Below are 14365 nucleotides of genomic sequence, written 5' to 3' on the forward strand. Positions count from 1 at the left end.
ATTCCGGTAATCCGTTAAGGGACTCAATTCGAATGCTGAATGAGAAGGGCGATATTCTGGATTTTTCCCGATTGAAGAATCGGCGAATCCGGATTGGCGGCTGAAAAAGAAAACGGCCGCATGGCGCGGCCGTGGGAGTCGGTACTGCGTGTTGCGTGGCCAGCGATTACGAATTCGCGGTAGCCGGTGCGCGGCGGCGTTGCACGATCTGCAGCATGACGAGCGCAAGTCCGGCCGCGGCGATCAGTCCGCCGACGAGTGGCACGGCTGCGTAACCGAAGCCTGCGGAGATCGCTGCACCGCCGGCAGCCGCGCCAACCGCATTGCCGAGGTTGAACGCACCGATGTTGACGGCCGACGCGAGCCCTGGCGCTTCATGGGCGGCACGCATCACGCGCATTTGCAGCGGCGGCACGACCGCGAACGTGGCGACACCCCACACGAGCAGCGTGACGGCGGCGCCAACCTGCGTGCTGGCGAGCAGCGGGAACGCAGCCATCGTCGCGATCAACAGCAGCAGGAAGCCGATCAGCGTGCCGTCGAGCGAACGGTCGGCGAGGCGGCCGCCCGCGATGTTGCCGATCGAGAAGCCGACGCCGATCAGCACGAGCATCGCGGTCACGAAGCCGGGCGTCGCGCCCGTCAGGTGTTCGAGCGTCGGTGCGACATACGTATAGAGCGTGAACATCGCGCCGGCGCCGAGCACCGTCGTCCCGAGTGCGCCGAGCACGACGGGGCGCGTCAGCACCGAGAGTTCGGCGCGCAGGTTGGGCATCTTGCCGGCGTCGCCCTTCGGCAGCGCGGCGAACAGGCCGGCGATCGCGATCAGGCCGAGGCCCGCGGTTGCCGCGAACGACATCCGCCAGCCGATGATCTGGCCGAGCCAGGTCGCGGCCGGCACGCCGCCGACGTTCGCGATCGTGAGGCCCATGAACATCGTCGCGACTGCGCTCGCCTGCTTTTCGCGCGGCACGAGGCTGGCCGCGACCACCGAGCCGAGCCCGAAGAACGCGCCGTGGTTGAGGCTCGTTACGAGGCGGGCGAGCAGCAGCGTCGTGTAGCCGGGTGCGATAGCCGACAGCAGGTTGCCGATCGTGAAGATCGACATCAGCGCGATCAGCGCCGAGCGGCGCGACCAGCGCGCGAGCAGCAGCGTCATCAGCGGCGCGCCGACCATCACGCCGATCGCATACGCGCTGATCAGCATGCCGGCCTGCGGAATCGACACGTGCACGCCGTCGGCGATCACGGGCAGCAGGCCCATCGGCGAGAACTCGGTCGTGCCGATGCCGAACGCACCGGCGGCGAGCGCCAGCAGCGGCAGTGCGGCGCTGCCGCCCGGGCGGGAAGGAGAAGAAGTCGTGGCGTTCACGCGATGGGCTCCGGTAGTCGAGTGGCAACGGCACGGGACCGTTGAGGACAGGGCGAAGTGTGCCTGCATTACTTTTGCCGAAAAAGCCGCATGCGGACGAAATTATCTTGATTTCATGTCAACAATGCGGAGCGCGGGCCGTGTGCCTGCGGGGCCCGTGGGCGTTGTACCGCCACGGCGGGCGACCGACGGCGCCTTTTGCGAAAGGTATTGGTAATGCGGAAACCGGATTCGCAGGCCGCGAGCCGCGATTCGGTGGCGGCCTGCGGAGGATGGGGAGGCGTGTCCGGGATGGCACGCCGGACGTTGTCCGGCGACCGTGCGGAGACATGCAGCCGGGTGGTTCGGGCCCGCTGCCCGGGCGCCTCCCATCACGTGAACAGATATCGCGCGACGACTGGAAACCCTTTTCCGGCAAGGCGCAAGCGCAAAAAAGCCCCGACCACAGGGGGACCGTGACCGGGGCGGAAACGCATCCTCTCTTTGGCACGAGGGTTGGATGCGGGCGCAGTATATTTCGACCCGCGACAATTCGAATCGGCGTTAAACGACCGTTTTTGGTGCCAATTTAAAGATTCCGGCGCCGCGGCATGAGTCGTCGGGCTTTTGAAAGATTTTTCGCTGGACCGTCAGTCTTGTTTAGTGCGCTGGAACAGCCAAAACGACGAGTCGGCAGAGAGTGGATTCCGTTCATCAGCCGGTGGTGCGGATTGCATTGCCTGACCGGATGCCGGACGCCCCGTCGCCCGGTACTCGATCAGCCCGCGTCGCCGGCCGCATCGCGCACCGCCGCGAGAAATTGCGCGACGATCGGCGACTGTGCCGCTGCCGCGCCGTCGAACACGAATTCGATGTCGAAGCGGCTCGCGAGCTCGTCGAGCGCGACGAGCCTGACCGTGCGCGGGCAGGTCGGCGATGCGCTTTCCGGCACGAACGCGCAGCCCATCCCGGCCGCGACGAGGCCGATCAGCGTCGGGATGTCGCTGCCGACCTGCGCGATGCGCGGCGTGAAGCCGGCCTGCTGGCACTGCGCCATCAGGAACCGGTGGTGCGCGGCCGAGCGCTGCGCGTCAAACCAGACGAACGGTTCGTCCGCGACGTCGGCCAGCATGCGCGGCGCGTTGAAGCGACCGCCCGGCGGCGCGGGCATCGCGAGCACGAAGCGGTCGCTCAGCAGCCGCACGCCCGACAAGTGCGGCGCCTCGTCGCGACGCCATGCCATGATCCCGGCGTCGAGCTGGCCGCGCATCAGCGCGCTCGCCTGTTCGGCCGACAGCATCGGCGCGATCGACAGCTTCACGTCCGGGCACGCGTCGCGAAACGCCTTGAGCACGTTCGCGACGATCGGCAGCGGCAGGCAGTTCGGCAGCGCGCCGAGCCGCAGTTCGCCGAGCTGGCCGGCCGCGCTGCGCAACGCGCGTTCGCGGCTGTCCTGCAGCGTCGCGAGCAGGCTGATCGCATCCTTCAGGAAGCTCGCGCCGGCCGCCGTGAGCGTGACGCCCGTCGCGCGGCGGATCAGCAGCGGCGTGCCGATCGCGTCCTCGAGTTCGCGGATCTGCCGCGACAATGCGGGCTGGACGATGCCGGCCGCACGCGCGCCGGCCATCACGCTGCCGGCTTGCGCGACGGCCACGAAGTAGCGCAGGTGACGCAGTTCGATCTGGCGCATGCGGTGTTCGTCCGGGGTCGTTGATATACCTGTAAAGCATAGCAAATGCCATCAGATGGTATTGGAAAGCATGGCCTGCCTGCCGTACGATGACCGTCATTACCGCATGCGCTTGCTCGCGAGTCGCGTGCGTTTCCTCCGTTTCCACTGCGCCCCGTCTCATGCCGCTTCATATCCCGACCCCTTATATCCGCTCGCAAATCGCGTCCCGCCGGCTCGGCAGGACCATCCGGCTGAAGCTCGATGCGCTGCAGCCGTCGGGCTCGTTCAAGCTGCGCGGCATCGGCGCCGTCTGCGAAGCGCGGCACGCGGCCGGCGCGCGGCGATTCGTGTCGTCGTCGGGCGGTAACGCGGGTATCGCGGTCGCGTATTGCGGTCGCGAACTCGGCGTGCCGGTGCTCGTCGTCGTGCCGGAAAGCGCGTCGGCCCGCGCGCGCGAACTGATTCGTGTCGAAGGCGCCGAGGTGGTCGTGCACGGCGCGAGCTGGGCCGAGGCGAACGCGTTTGCACAGTCGGCGCTCGGCGAGCACGACGCGTTCGTTCACCCGTTCGACGATCCCGTGCTGTGGCAGGGCCACGCGACGATGATCGACGAGATGGCAGCGACCGGCCCGAAGCCCGGGGCGGTCGTGCTCGCGGTTGGCGGCGGCGGGCTGCTGTGCGGCGTGCTCGAAGGGTTGACGCGCAACGGCTGGCACGACGTGCCGGTCGTCGCGGCCGAAACGGAAGGCGCCGACTGTTATGCGCAGTCGGTCGCGCAGGGGCGCCCTGTGGAATTGGCCGCGATCGCGAGCATCGCGACGTCGCTCGGCGCGAAGCGGCCTTGCGATGCAGCGGTCGAATGGGCGACGCGGCACGAGATCCATCCCGTCGTCGTGTCCGATGCGGAGGCGGTGGCGGCGTCACTGCGGTTTGTCGATGAACACCGGATCGTCGTCGAACCCGCGTGCGGTGCGGCGCTGGCAGCGCTCGAGCGGCCCGTGCCGGTGCTCGAGGCGGCGTCGGACATTGCGGTGATCGTTTGCGGCGGCGTGACGGCGTCCATCGAGCATCTGCAGACGCTGCGCGCGACATTGCGGTAAGGCGGGGGAGCCAGCGGGCAGGGCGGTCACGCCCTCGGATGGCGGAAACTGCTGCGGTGAACGACGTGGAGGGTGTGCGTTTCGTCGCGCCGGGCCGTGTGTGGCCGGCCGCGACGATACCGATGTTCGGTCAGTTCGCGGCCGGTGCGCTTGCGCCGGACGGCGCCGACGATGCGACAGGGTTGGCCGTGGCCGGCGCGGGCGCTGCGCTCGACGGTGCGGATGCCGATGCGGGTGCGGAGGTGGCGGATGCAGGCGCGGGCACGGCCGATGCCGGTTTGGCAGCGGCCGGAACCGAAACGGCGGGGGCCGATGCCGTGGCGGCAGGCGTTGCCGCCGGGCTGGGAGCCGATGCAGGCGCGGAAGCCGATGCGGCAGCCGAAGCCGGTGCGGGCACGGAACCGGAAGCCGCCGCCGGTGCGGCAGCCGACTGCGAACCGGACGCCGCCGCCGGCGCGGCAGCACGCATCGCAGCCGGTACGGCGACAGCCGACGCCGCGCCAGGCACGGCATTCGCACCCGACTCGGGCGCGACACCCGGCACCGACAGCGGTACTGGTGCCGCAGGCGGCGTCGGCACGACCGGCGTCGTCATCTTCATCGGTTCGCCTTGCGGCGTCGGCGCGGGTTCGGGCAGCGGCGTGACGGCTTCCTTCTCGGCTGCCTTCACGGTCGCACGATCGCGGCGTGCCGGGTCGATCTTCAGGAAATGGTCGACGAGATTGAAGAAGCGTTCATAGAACACGCCGGCCGGAATGGTCTCGCTCGCGGTCTTGACGAGCGCATCGTCGCTCGATCCGATCGGCAGCGACAGCGAGCCGAACACGCTCAAGCCCACGCTGGCCGACGTATTCGACTTCTTCAGCGTGTAGCGGTCCTGCACGGCGTTCACGTACGCGATGCTCGACGTGCCGTCGGCATTCGCATCCGCGCACACGACGTGAAATTCGATCACGACGTGCATGTCGTTGTTCGGCTGGAAGTTCTTGCTGCCGTCGACCGCGTCATTGCGCGATGACGACACCACATAACCCTGGCTCAGCAGCGCGCGCCGTGCGGCCTCGCAGGCCGCGTCGGATTTCGAGTGGAACGTATGCGCATACGGGCTGCTGGTCGCGTCGAACTGTTCCTGCTGATAGATCGGCTTGGGCGGCGACGAGCACGCCGCCAGCACGGTCGCGGCCGCGAGCGCGCACGAAACGGAAAACAGGCGAAATCGGTTGTGCATGGCGTCTTTCAGAAGGCTTGGCGAGAGGCCGCGCAACGGCGGCGCCTGGACGAGGCGTGCGGCAATCTCGTAAGGCCGGGGCGTCATTATAGTTTCGTTTGATGTCGCGCTCGCTTCAGTCGGCCGGCGCAACGCGCGCCGCGGCCAGCAATTGCGACGTCAGCGGATGATGTTCGCCGCGCCGCGAGCGGATCGCGTGGATCTCTTCGGTCACGTCGCCCGCGCGCCCGAGCCGCCGCAGCCCGCGCAGCAGCGACGCATCGTTCGCGCCAAGTTCGCTCAGCGGAAACACGCCGAGGCCGCGCGCCGCGAACACGGCCATCAGCGCGCTGTCCTCGAATTCGCCGGCCACGCGCGGCACGATCCGCTCGCCCTCCAGCCACAGATCCAGGCGTGCGCGCAGCGCCGAATGCGCGGTCGGCAGCAGCACGGGCAGGTCGGCCAGGCAATGCGGAAAGCGCTGCCGTGCGGCCGGCGTGACGAGCGCCGCGGGCCCGTACCAGTCGACCGGCGACGCGACGAGCCGCTCGCTCGTCACGCGCAGGTTCGACCCCGACGGCGCCCCCTGGCCGGCCAGCACGAGATCGAGGTGATGCAGCGCGAGTTCCGCCAGCAGCGCATCGTGCTCGCCCTCGTGGCACAGCAGTCGCAGCGTGGGCGTGTCGAGCACGGGGGCAAGGATCGCGTGCGCGGCGAGCTTCGAAATGCCGTCGGCGAGCCCGACCGCGAGCCTCACGGTCGGCTGGCTGGCCGCCGCGCGCACTTCGTCGGGAATCAGCCGCCCCATCTCGAAGATGACCTCCGCCCGCGCAAACGCGGCCTGGCCCGCGTCGGTCATCGTGACGCCGCGTCCCGCCGGGCGCAGTAATTGGTGCCCGAGCGACTTCTCGAGCTCGCGCACCTGCGCGCTGATCGTCTGCACGGCCATGTCGAGCCGGCCGGCCGCGCGCGCGAAGCCGCCTTCCTTCACGACGACCCAGAAGTAGTACAGATGTCGGAAATTGAGCATCGGATCGATATATCGTAAAAACCGAACCTAAAGTCAGATTCTCTCTGATTTTTCCGAAGTTCGGGGCGGCATATCATCTGGCTTTCCACTTTCGTATCGGCCCATTTCATGGACTACCTGCTGACGCTTGCCGCCGACCCCGCCGTCTGGGCCGCGCTCCTGACGCTCGTCGTGATGGAAGTCGTGCTCGGCATCGACAACCTGATCTTCATCTCGATCCTCAGCAACAAGCTGCCCGAAGCGCAGCGCGCCCGCACGCAGCGCCTCGGCATCGCGCTCGCGCTGGTGATGCGCCTGGCGCTGCTCGGCAGCGTCGCGTGGATCGCGAGCCTCACCGAACCCGTGTTCACGCTGTTCGACCATGCGTTCTCGTGGCGCGACATGATCCTGCTGTCCGGTGGCCTGTTCCTCGTGTGGAAGGCGACCACCGAGATCCATCACCACGTGTCGCACGACGGCGACGGCGCGGGCGGGTCGGGCGGTGCGGCCGGCCTGACGGTGTGGGCCGCGATCGGCCAGATCGTGATGCTCGACATCGTGTTCTCGATCGACAGCATCGTGACCGCGATCGGCATGACCGAGCACATTCCGATCATGTTCGTCGCCGTGATCGTCGCCGTGGCCGTGATGCTGTTCGCTGCACAGCCGCTTGCACGCTTCATCGACCGCAACCCGACGATCGTGATGCTGGCGCTGTCGTTCCTGGTCGTGATCGGCATGACGCTGATCGCCGAAGGTTTCGGTTCGCACGTGCCGAAGGGTTACATCTACGCGGCAATGGCGTTCTCGGCGTTCGTCGAGGGCATGAACATGCTGGCGCGGCGTGCGAAGGCGAAGCGCGCGGCACACGTGGAAGGCGACTGACCCACCGCGCGTGACGCCGGCTGCCGCGGCGGCCGGCGCGCGCGCCTCATACGGAATCCAGACGAAATTCGCCCGGAAAGGAGAAACGCGATGAAATGCCCTGTCTGCAAGACACCCGACCTGCTGATGGCCGAGCGCCAGTCGATCGAGATCGACTACTGCCCGACGTGCCGCGGCGTGTGGCTCGATCGCGGCGAGCTCGACAAGCTGATCGCCCGCGAAACCGGTGATGCGCCGGTACGTCGCGATGAGACACCCGTGCGGCACGATGCGCAAGCGCCGCGCGGCCACGACGGCGGGTGGGGGCGCGACGCTCGCGCTTACGACGACCGCGACAGACACGACGGCCGCTCGCACGACGATCGCTACAAGCACGACGGCCAGCGTCGCAAGAAATCGGTGTTCGACCTGTTCGACTTCGACTGATTGCGCAGCACATCGTAAAAAAGCCCCGCCGGGTATACGCCCGGCGGGGCTTTTTCATGCGTGCGGAATGACGGTACGCGCCAACGCTTACGCGTTGCCGGCCGTGACGTCGATACGGCGCGGGCGCGTTTCTTCACGGCGCGGAATCGTCAGCGTCAGCACGCCGTCGCGCAGGTTCGCGTCGATCCGCGACGTGTCGAGGTCGGGACTCAGCACGAATGTGCGTGCATAGCGTGTCGCGCGTACTTCGGCATGCCGCACGCGCAGGTCGGACGGCGTGTCGATGTGCGTGTCGGCTTCGATCGTCAGCGTGTTGTCGTGCACCTTCACGTCGAGGCTCTCGCGCGGCACGCCGGGCAAGTCGGCCCGCAGCGTGACGCCGCGATTGTTCTCGACGATGTCGACGCTCGGCGTGATCGCGGGCCGGCGCGCGGCCTCGGCGGCGGCAGGGTGAACGGTATTCGTTTGGCGTTCGGCCAGGGTCGGGTTCGTATTCATGTCGGTATCCTGAAGATTACTGAACGGTGATCGCACGCGGCTTCGAGGCTTCGCGCCGGCCGACGCGTATCAGCAGGCAGCCGTTTTCGTAGCGCGCGCTGACCTGGTCGGGATCCGCGTCGCGCGGCAGTTCGACGACGCGGCGGAATGCGCCGTGAAAGCGCTCCTGCGCGTAGGTGCGTACGTTTTCGTCTTCGCCTTCGGCACGCGGCGCCGGTTTGCGCTCACCGCTGATCGTCAGCAAGTCCTTGTCGATCGACACGTCGAAGTCGCCCGCGGCCATGCCGGGTGCGAACGCAACGATCTCGATGGCTTCGTCGGTGGCGCCGACGTTGAGTGCCGGGAACGCGCCATGCCGCACCGCACGGATGCCGGTCGGGCGTTCGCCGAGCAGAGTGGCCACTTGCCGCTGCACGCGGGCGAAATCGTCGAACAGGTCGTTGCCGAAATGGATACCGCTCATGTTGGTCCTCCTGAACAGGGAACGCGGGAGACGTGACGGCGCGACGCCTGCGGCGGGCGCGACGGGTGGCTCCACGGGATCGAAACGGGGGCAGTGCAACGGATGAAGCACGGCCCGACGACGAGTAATTAGTGGCCGTCATCACGCATTTCAAGAGGGAATCCGCAATCTGCGTCAACGCATGCGCACAGGATTCGATGCGACAATCGCCGCAGAGCTATCTGCAGACCAACCACACGGGACAACCATGGACATTCGACGTATCGCGATCGTCGGCGCCGGCGTGATCGGCGCGAGCTGGGCGGCTTTCTATCTGACGCAGGGTTTCGACGTCGTCGCGACCGATCCGGCGCCGCAAGCCGACGCGCGACTGCGCGACGCGCTGGCCGCGTTTCTCGGCGAGCGGGCCGCCGAACTAACCGCGCGACTGTCGTTCGACGCCGATCTCGTGCGCGCGCTCGACGGCGTCGACTTCGTGCAGGAGAACGGCCCCGAACGGCTGGACCTGAAGCGTGCGCTGTACCGCCAGATGGACGACGTGCTGCCCGCGCACGTCCCGATCGCATCGAGCTCGTCGGGCCTGAAGATGTCCGACATCCAGACCGCGTGCGCGAAGCATCCGGAGCGCTGCCTGATCGCGCATCCGTTCAATCCGCCGCACCTGATTCCGCTCGTCGAACTGGTTGGCGGCGACGCGACCGGCCAGGACGTGATCGCGCGCGTGAAGGCGTTCTACGACGCGCTCGGCAAGCAGACGATCGTCCTCAACAAGGAGATGACCGGCCACGTCGCGAACCGGCTCGCGGCCGCGCTGTTCCGCGAGGTGTATCACCTCGTCGGCGAAGGCGTCGTGAGTGTCGCCGATGCGGACAAGGCCGTCGCATGGGGGCCCGGCCTGCGCTGGGGGCTGATGGGGCAGTGCCTGACCTATCACCTCGGCGGCGGCGCGGGCGGGATCGAGCACTTCCTCGAACACCTGTCGGGGCCGATCACGAGCTGGTGGGACGACCTCGGCACGCCTTCGTTCGATCCGGACGTCGATCGCAAGCTGAACGAAGAATTGCGCGCAATCCAGGGCGAGCACTCGATGCAGGAGCTGGCGGCCGAGCGCGACCGTTTGCTCGTCGAGCTGATCGACGCGCGGCGGCGCAGCTTCCTGCCCTGAGCGCGCAGGCTATTGCTGCGACGTCGCCTGCGGTGCGGGCGGCGTTTGCGCGAGCCACGAGGGGCTCGCGGCCTGCACGAGTTCGCGGTTGCGCGCGCGCGTGGCGGCATTCGGCGGGTAGTTGCCGTCGTTCGTCGGCAGTTCGCCGTCGAGATAGGCCTGCTTGAGCTGGGCGATGACTTCCGCGCGCGTCAGGCCCTGTTCAGGCGCAGCGGTATCGGTCTGCGCAAAGGCGGGGGACAGCAGGGCGGCTGCAGCGGTCGCGACGACGAATCGCAAAACGTTCATGGCGGGCTCCGATCAAGGGGACGGGGAACCGGATGCGCGCGGCGATCTGCCGAGCGTTCCGATGGGTCCCATTGTCGCGAGCGGGTGCTGCGCGGACGATGACGCGTTCCGGGCAAAGCTGTCAGGTGCGGGCACGGCCGTGCATGCGTGCGGGCGCGCCCGGTGCGGTTACAACTCGGCCGCCGCCGTGATCAGCGTCGCTTCGAGCGCGAGCGTCGAACGCGACGCGGCCGCCGGCCGGTCGATCACGTATTCGAGTTCGCCGAGTTCGGGCAGTCCCGCGTCGAGCCGCGCGAGCCCTGCCGGGATCACGTAGCCGGCGAACGCGCTGACGCCGAGCCCCGCGCTCGCGGCCGCACGCAACACCGCGACGCTGCTGCTGACCACCGCGATCCGGTATGGCCGCCCGACGGCCTCGAGCGATTCGAGCACGCGGCGGCGCGACACGCTCGGCTCCGGATGCATCGCGAGCGGCAGCACGGTTTCATGGCCGGTGATCCGCGATTCGGGGCCGGTGCACCAGTACAGCGGTTCACTGCGGATCACGCGGCCGCGCCGGCTGCCCGCGATGCGCTTCGCGAACACGAGATCGTGCCGGCCTTCGTCGAGCGCATCGAACAGGTCGCCCGACAGCCCGGTCGAGATCGCGAGCTCGACCTCCGGATTGCGCTGCACGAAGCTTGCGAGCGCGGCCGTCAGGTGCGCCGACGCGAAATCCTCCGACATCGCGAGCCGCACCTTGCCCGACAGCGGCGGCCCGCACACCGACGTGACGGCTTCGTCCATCAGTTCGAGGATGCGCACTGCGTAGCGGAACAGCGCGTCGCCGTGCTGCGACAGGTGCACGTTGCGCGTGTCGCGCTCGAACAGCGGCCGGTCGAGCAGCTCCTCGAGGCGGCGGATATGCTGGCTGACGGTCGACTGCGACAGGTTCACGCGCTCGGACGCGGCGGTGAAGCTGCCGGACTGGGCGACGGCGACGAAGCTGCGCAGCAGCTCGGGCGGTAACGGACGCATTGCTAAATCCACTGAATCGGTTTCGACAACTTCATAAATGGCCGGATGGTGCGGCGCTAGTATCGGATCACGCGCCGGTGCGTGCCCGCAACGGGGCGCACCGGACGCGTAGCCCGCGTCGTGCCGGCGGCTGCATCGTTCAGTCTACGGCATCCGGCGTCCGGCCCGAAACCGCATCATCCCATCGACCGCCCGAGAACAGGCCCGCCAGACGGGCCGCCGGGCCGCGGCGCACCGCCGCAGGAGACAAGTCCGCGCACGGGATCGGCGTGCGGGGCCGGCTCCTGCACGCGTCCGGCGCCCGTCACGAAGAGACTGGAGACGACTCATGATCATCTACGGAACCGCGCTGCTGGCGTTCTGCCACCTGGCCGGACTGTTTCTCGGCGACCTGCTGGGCAGCGCCATCGGCGTGAAGACCAACGTCGGCGGCGTCGGCATCGCGATGCTGCTGCTGATCTGCCTGCGCCTGTGGCTGCACCGGCGCGGCTGGATGCCGAAGGAAACCGAGGCCGGCGTCGGTTTCTGGGGCGCGATGTACATTCCCGTCGTCGTCGCGATGGCCGCGAACCAGAACGTCGTCGCCGCGCTGAAGGGCGGCCCCGTCGCGCTGCTGGCCGCCGTCGGCGCGGTTGCGATCTGCGCATGCTGCATTGCGGTACTCGTGCGCACCGGGCGCGACGAAACGGCCTTCGCGGGCGTGCCGCAATTCGAAGAACAGTGACGGAGGCCGCCATGCTGCAGATGCTCGAAAAAACCGTCGCCCACAACGGGCTCGTCGCGTCGTTCGCCCTGGTCGGCCTGATCATGTGGCTGTCGTCGATCGCGTCCCGCAAGCTCACGTTCGGCCGCGTGCACGGCTCCGCGATCGCGATCGTGATCGGTCTCGCGCTCGCGTACGTCGGCGGCGCGTTCACCGGCGGCGAGAAGGGGATCGCCGACGTGCCGCTGTTCGCGGGCGTCGGCCTGATGGGCGGCGCGATGCTGCGCGATTTCGCGATCGTCGCGACCGCGTTCGAAGTGCAGCCGACCGAGGCGCGCAAGGCCGGGCTCGTCGGCGTCGTGTCGCTGCTGCTCGGCACCGTGCTGCCGTTCATCGTCGGTGCGTGCATCGCGCGCGCATTCGGCTACACCGATGCGGTCAGCATGACGACGATCGGCGCGGGCGCCGTCACCTACATCGTCGGGCCCGTCACCGGCGCGGCGATCGGCGCGAGCTCCGACGTGATCGCGCTGAGCATCGCGACGGGGCTCGTGAAGGCGATCATCGTGATGGTCGGCACGCCCGTCGCGGCGAACTTCATGGGCCTGAAGACGCCGCGTTCCGCGATGATCTTCGGCGGCCTCGCGGGCACCGTCAGCGGCGTGAGCGCGGGGCTTGCCGCGACCGACCGCCGGCTCGTCCCGTACGGCGCGCTGGTCGCGACCTTCCACACGGGCGTCGGCTGCCTGCTCGGGCCGTCGGTGCTGTACTTCGCGACGCGCGCGCTGGTCGGCGCGTAGCGCGCTGCGAGGGGGCCCGCGCATACGGGCCGCATCCATCGCGGCGTCCTCTGAGTCGCATTCGTCAACATCATCAATCGGCGGCGGCGCCAGGCTTAGAATGCCGCTGAACCATCGAAGCGGGAGAACTGTTCATGACGGGATGGAATCACGCGCGGCAGGCGCGCGATGCACGGCTCGCGGCCGGCGCGGCTTACGCGCAGGGCAAGCGGGTCGATGCGCGCGACACCGTCGCGTTGCTCGAAGCGGTGCTGCGGCCCGGCGACCGCGTCTGCCTCGAAGGCGACAACCAGAAGCAGGCCGACCTGCTCGCGACGGCGCTCGCCGACGTCGACAGCGCGAAGGTCCACGACCTGCACATGGTGCAGTCGGGTGTCGTGCTGCCCGAGCATCTCGACGTGTTCGAGCGCGGCATCGCGAAGCGTCTCGATTTCGCCTATTCGGGCCCGCAGTCGCAGCGCATCGCGAAGCTGCTGTTCGGCGGCAAGATCGCGCTCGGCGCGGTGCACACCTATCTCGAGCTGTTCGCGCGCTACTTCATCGACCTCACGCCGCAGGTCGCGCTGATCGCCGCGGTCAGCGCCGATCGCGACGGCAACCTGTACACGGGCCCGAACACCGAAGACACGCCGACCGTCGTCGAAGCCACCGCGTTCAAGGATGGCGTCGTGATCGCGCAGGTCGACCGCATCGTCGACAAGGTGCCGCGCGTCGACATCCCGGGCGACCGCGTGCATTTCGTCGTCGAGGCCGGCCGGCCGTTCTACGTCGAGCCGTTGTTCACGCGCGATCCGGCCGCGATCACCGAAACGCAGATCCTCACCGCGATGCTCGCGATCAAGGGCATCTACGAGCCGTACGGCATCAAGCGCCTGAACCACGGGATCGGCTTCAACACGGCCGCGATCGAGCTGCTGCTGCCGACCTATGGCGAGAAGCTCGGGCTGAAGGGCAAGGTCTGCACGCACTGGGCGCTCAATCCGCACCCGACGCTGATTCCCGCGATCGAGTCGGGCTGGGTCGAGCAGATCCACTGCTTCGGCTCCGAGGTCGGGATGGACGATTACATCCGCGAACGTTCCGACGTGTGGTTCACGGGCCCCGACGGGTCGCTGCGCTCGAACCGCGCGTTCTGCCAGACGGCCGGCCTTTATGCATGCGACATGTTCATCGGCTCGACGCTGCAGATCGACCTGTCCGGCCATTCGTCGACGGTCACGGCCGAGCGGATCGCCGGCTTCGGCGGCGCGCCGAACATGGGCAGCGACGCACGCGGCCGGCGCCATCCGAGCGAGCCGTGGCTGAAGGCCGGTGCGGAAGCCGACCCCGATACACCGGCGGCGCTCAGGCGCGGCCGCAAGCTTGTCGTGCAGATCGGCGAGACGTTCGGCGACAAGAACGTGCCGATGTTCGTCGAGAAGCTCGACGCGCTGAAGCTCGCCGACAAGCTGCAGCTCGACCTCGCGCCGATCATGGTCTACGGCGACGACGTCACGCACATCGTCACCGAGGAAGGCATCGCGAACCTGCTGATGTGCCGCGACAAGGACGAACGCGAGCACGCGATCCGCGGCGTCGCCGGCTATACGGAGATCGGCCGCGGCCGCGACCGGAAGATGGTCGAGCGGCTGCGCGAGCGCGGCGTGATCCGCCGTCCGGAGGATCTCGGCATCGATCCGCTCGACGCCGACCGCCGCTGGCTCGCCGCGCGTTCGATCAAGGATCTCGTGCACTGGTCGGGCGGCCTCTATGCGCCGCCGGCCCGGTTCCGCAACTGGTGA

Annotated in this window: 15 protein-coding genes; 7 read left to right on the forward strand and 8 right to left on the reverse strand. The window is 68.3% G+C overall.

The features are described from left to right. Positions 1 to 166: 166 nt before the first annotated feature. Together HWX87_RS09860 and HWX87_RS09865 are read right to left on the reverse strand one after the other, a co-directional pair. A complete protein-coding gene (locus HWX87_RS09860; protein ID WP_176046965.1) occupies positions 167 to 1372 on the reverse strand; it encodes an MFS transporter in 1206 nt (401 codons plus the stop codon). 757 nt (positions 1373 to 2129) lie between these two features. Further along, positions 2130 to 3041, reverse strand: a complete 912-nt coding sequence (locus HWX87_RS09865) for a LysR family transcriptional regulator (RefSeq protein WP_176046966.1) — start codon at positions 3039 to 3041, stop codon at positions 2130 to 2132. A gap of 161 nt (positions 3042 to 3202) precedes the next feature. Between HWX87_RS09865 and HWX87_RS09870 the strand changes: the two genes are divergently transcribed. Next, positions 3203 to 4123 carry a pyridoxal-phosphate dependent enzyme gene (locus tag HWX87_RS09870; protein WP_176046967.1) on the forward strand — a complete coding sequence of 307 codons (921 nt, stop codon included), beginning with the start codon at positions 3203 to 3205 and terminating at the stop codon, positions 4121 to 4123. 130 nt (positions 4124 to 4253) lie between these two features. On the opposite strand, the gene HWX87_RS09875 is transcribed toward HWX87_RS09870, so the two are convergent. Together HWX87_RS09875 and HWX87_RS09880 are read right to left on the reverse strand one after the other, a co-directional pair. Continuing rightward, on the reverse strand, positions 4254 to 5351 hold the full coding sequence (locus HWX87_RS09875) for a DUF2242 domain-containing protein (RefSeq protein ID WP_176046968.1): 1098 nt from the start codon (positions 5349 to 5351) through the stop codon (positions 4254 to 4256). Positions 5352 to 5466: 115 nt separating this feature from the next. Then, positions 5467 to 6360, reverse strand: coding sequence for a LysR family transcriptional regulator (locus HWX87_RS09880; protein WP_176046969.1), 894 nt, complete (start codon positions 6358 to 6360; stop codon positions 5467 to 5469). 108 nt (positions 6361 to 6468) lie between these two features. On the opposite strand from HWX87_RS09880, the gene HWX87_RS09885 reads away from it, so the two are divergent. Further along, positions 6469 to 7224 carry a TerC family protein gene (locus HWX87_RS09885; RefSeq protein WP_176046970.1) on the forward strand — a complete coding sequence of 252 codons (756 nt, stop codon included), beginning with the start codon at positions 6469 to 6471 and terminating at the stop codon, positions 7222 to 7224. A 90-nt stretch (positions 7225 to 7314) separates the two neighbouring features. Next, positions 7315 to 7650 (forward strand): zf-TFIIB domain-containing protein, encoded by a 336-nt coding sequence (locus HWX87_RS09890; protein WP_176046971.1) that lies wholly within the window; start codon positions 7315 to 7317, stop codon positions 7648 to 7650. 87 nt (positions 7651 to 7737) lie between these two features. Here the strand turns inward: HWX87_RS09890 and HWX87_RS09895 are convergent, their stop codons facing one another. Together HWX87_RS09895 and HWX87_RS09900 are read right to left on the reverse strand one after the other, a co-directional pair. Continuing rightward, complete coding sequence (locus HWX87_RS09895) at positions 7738 to 8148, reverse strand: Hsp20/alpha crystallin family protein (RefSeq protein ID WP_176046972.1); 411 nt, start codon at positions 8146 to 8148, stop codon at positions 7738 to 7740. Positions 8149 to 8164: 16 nt separating this feature from the next. Further along, a complete protein-coding gene (locus HWX87_RS09900) occupies positions 8165 to 8611 on the reverse strand; it encodes an Hsp20/alpha crystallin family protein (protein ID WP_176046973.1) in 447 nt (148 codons plus the stop codon). Between the two features lie 247 nt (positions 8612 to 8858). On the opposite strand from HWX87_RS09900, the gene HWX87_RS09905 reads away from it, so the two are divergent. After that, positions 8859 to 9776: a 3-hydroxyacyl-CoA dehydrogenase NAD-binding domain-containing protein gene (locus HWX87_RS09905; protein ID WP_176046974.1), complete on the forward strand. Its 918-nt coding sequence runs from the start codon at positions 8859 to 8861 to the stop codon at positions 9774 to 9776. A gap of 9 nt (positions 9777 to 9785) precedes the next feature. Here HWX87_RS09905 and HWX87_RS09910 read toward each other — a convergent pair whose 3' ends face one another. Both HWX87_RS09910 and HWX87_RS09915 read right to left on the reverse strand, forming a co-directional pair. Beyond that, entirely contained in the window at positions 9786 to 10064 is a 279-nt protein-coding gene (locus tag HWX87_RS09910; RefSeq protein ID WP_176046975.1) for a DUF4148 domain-containing protein, read from the reverse strand. A 168-nt stretch (positions 10065 to 10232) separates the two neighbouring features. Next, positions 10233 to 11081, reverse strand: coding sequence for a LysR substrate-binding domain-containing protein (locus HWX87_RS09915; RefSeq protein ID WP_176046976.1), 849 nt, complete (start codon positions 11079 to 11081; stop codon positions 10233 to 10235). A 328-nt stretch (positions 11082 to 11409) separates the two neighbouring features. Between HWX87_RS09915 and madL the strand changes: the two genes are divergently transcribed. The 3 genes from madL to mdcA all read left to right on the forward strand — a co-directional run bounded on the left by madL (position 11410) and on the right by mdcA (position 14365). Further along, a complete protein-coding gene (gene madL / locus HWX87_RS09920; protein ID WP_176046977.1) occupies positions 11410 to 11805 on the forward strand; it encodes a malonate transporter subunit MadL in 396 nt (131 codons plus the stop codon). A gap of 11 nt (positions 11806 to 11816) precedes the next feature. Next, the gene (madM, locus tag HWX87_RS09925) at positions 11817 to 12584 is read left to right on the forward strand and encodes a malonate transporter subunit MadM (protein ID WP_176046978.1); all 768 of its coding nucleotides are present in this window, start codon (positions 11817 to 11819) and stop codon (positions 12582 to 12584) included. Between the two features lie 134 nt (positions 12585 to 12718). Continuing rightward, entirely contained in the window at positions 12719 to 14365 is a 1647-nt protein-coding gene (gene mdcA, locus HWX87_RS09930) for a malonate decarboxylase subunit alpha (RefSeq protein WP_176046979.1), read from the forward strand.

Origin of the sequence: Burkholderia sp. BCC1644, assembly GCF_902833225.1 — a bacterium.
GTDB lineage: Bacteria > Pseudomonadota > Gammaproteobacteria > Burkholderiales > Burkholderiaceae > Burkholderia.

What these genes read in the sequence shown, in the direction of transcription:
- HWX87_RS09900 (WP_176046973.1), bottom strand. Translation starts at nt 8,611, where the DNA reads ATGAGCGGTATCCATTTCGGCAACGACCTGTTCGACGATTTCGCCCGC.
- HWX87_RS09905 (WP_176046974.1), top strand. Translation starts at nt 8,859, where the DNA reads ATGGACATTCGACGTATCGCGATCGTCGGCGCCGGCGTGATCGGCGCG.
- madM (WP_176046978.1), top strand. Translation starts at nt 11,817, where the DNA reads ATGCTGCAGATGCTCGAAAAAACCGTCGCCCACAACGGGCTCGTCGCG.
- HWX87_RS09915 (WP_176046976.1), bottom strand. Translation starts at nt 11,081, where the DNA reads ATGCGTCCGTTACCGCCCGAGCTGCTGCGCAGCTTCGTCGCCGTCGCC.
- HWX87_RS09865 (WP_176046966.1), bottom strand. Translation starts at nt 3,041, where the DNA reads ATGCGCCAGATCGAACTGCGTCACCTGCGCTACTTCGTGGCCGTCGCG.
- HWX87_RS09880 (WP_176046969.1), bottom strand. Translation starts at nt 6,360, where the DNA reads ATGCTCAATTTCCGACATCTGTACTACTTCTGGGTCGTCGTGAAGGAA.
- madL (WP_176046977.1), top strand. Translation starts at nt 11,410, where the DNA reads ATGATCATCTACGGAACCGCGCTGCTGGCGTTCTGCCACCTGGCCGGA.
- HWX87_RS09875 (WP_176046968.1), bottom strand. Translation starts at nt 5,351, where the DNA reads ATGCACAACCGATTTCGCCTGTTTTCCGTTTCGTGCGCGCTCGCGGCC.
- mdcA (WP_176046979.1), top strand. Translation starts at nt 12,719, where the DNA reads ATGACGGGATGGAATCACGCGCGGCAGGCGCGCGATGCACGGCTCGCG.
- HWX87_RS09870 (WP_176046967.1), top strand. Translation starts at nt 3,203, where the DNA reads ATGCCGCTTCATATCCCGACCCCTTATATCCGCTCGCAAATCGCGTCC.
- HWX87_RS09885 (WP_176046970.1), top strand. Translation starts at nt 6,469, where the DNA reads ATGGACTACCTGCTGACGCTTGCCGCCGACCCCGCCGTCTGGGCCGCG.
- HWX87_RS09910 (WP_176046975.1), bottom strand. Translation starts at nt 10,064, where the DNA reads ATGAACGTTTTGCGATTCGTCGTCGCGACCGCTGCAGCCGCCCTGCTG.
- HWX87_RS09895 (WP_176046972.1), bottom strand. Translation starts at nt 8,148, where the DNA reads ATGAATACGAACCCGACCCTGGCCGAACGCCAAACGAATACCGTTCAC.
- HWX87_RS09890 (WP_176046971.1), top strand. Translation starts at nt 7,315, where the DNA reads ATGAAATGCCCTGTCTGCAAGACACCCGACCTGCTGATGGCCGAGCGC.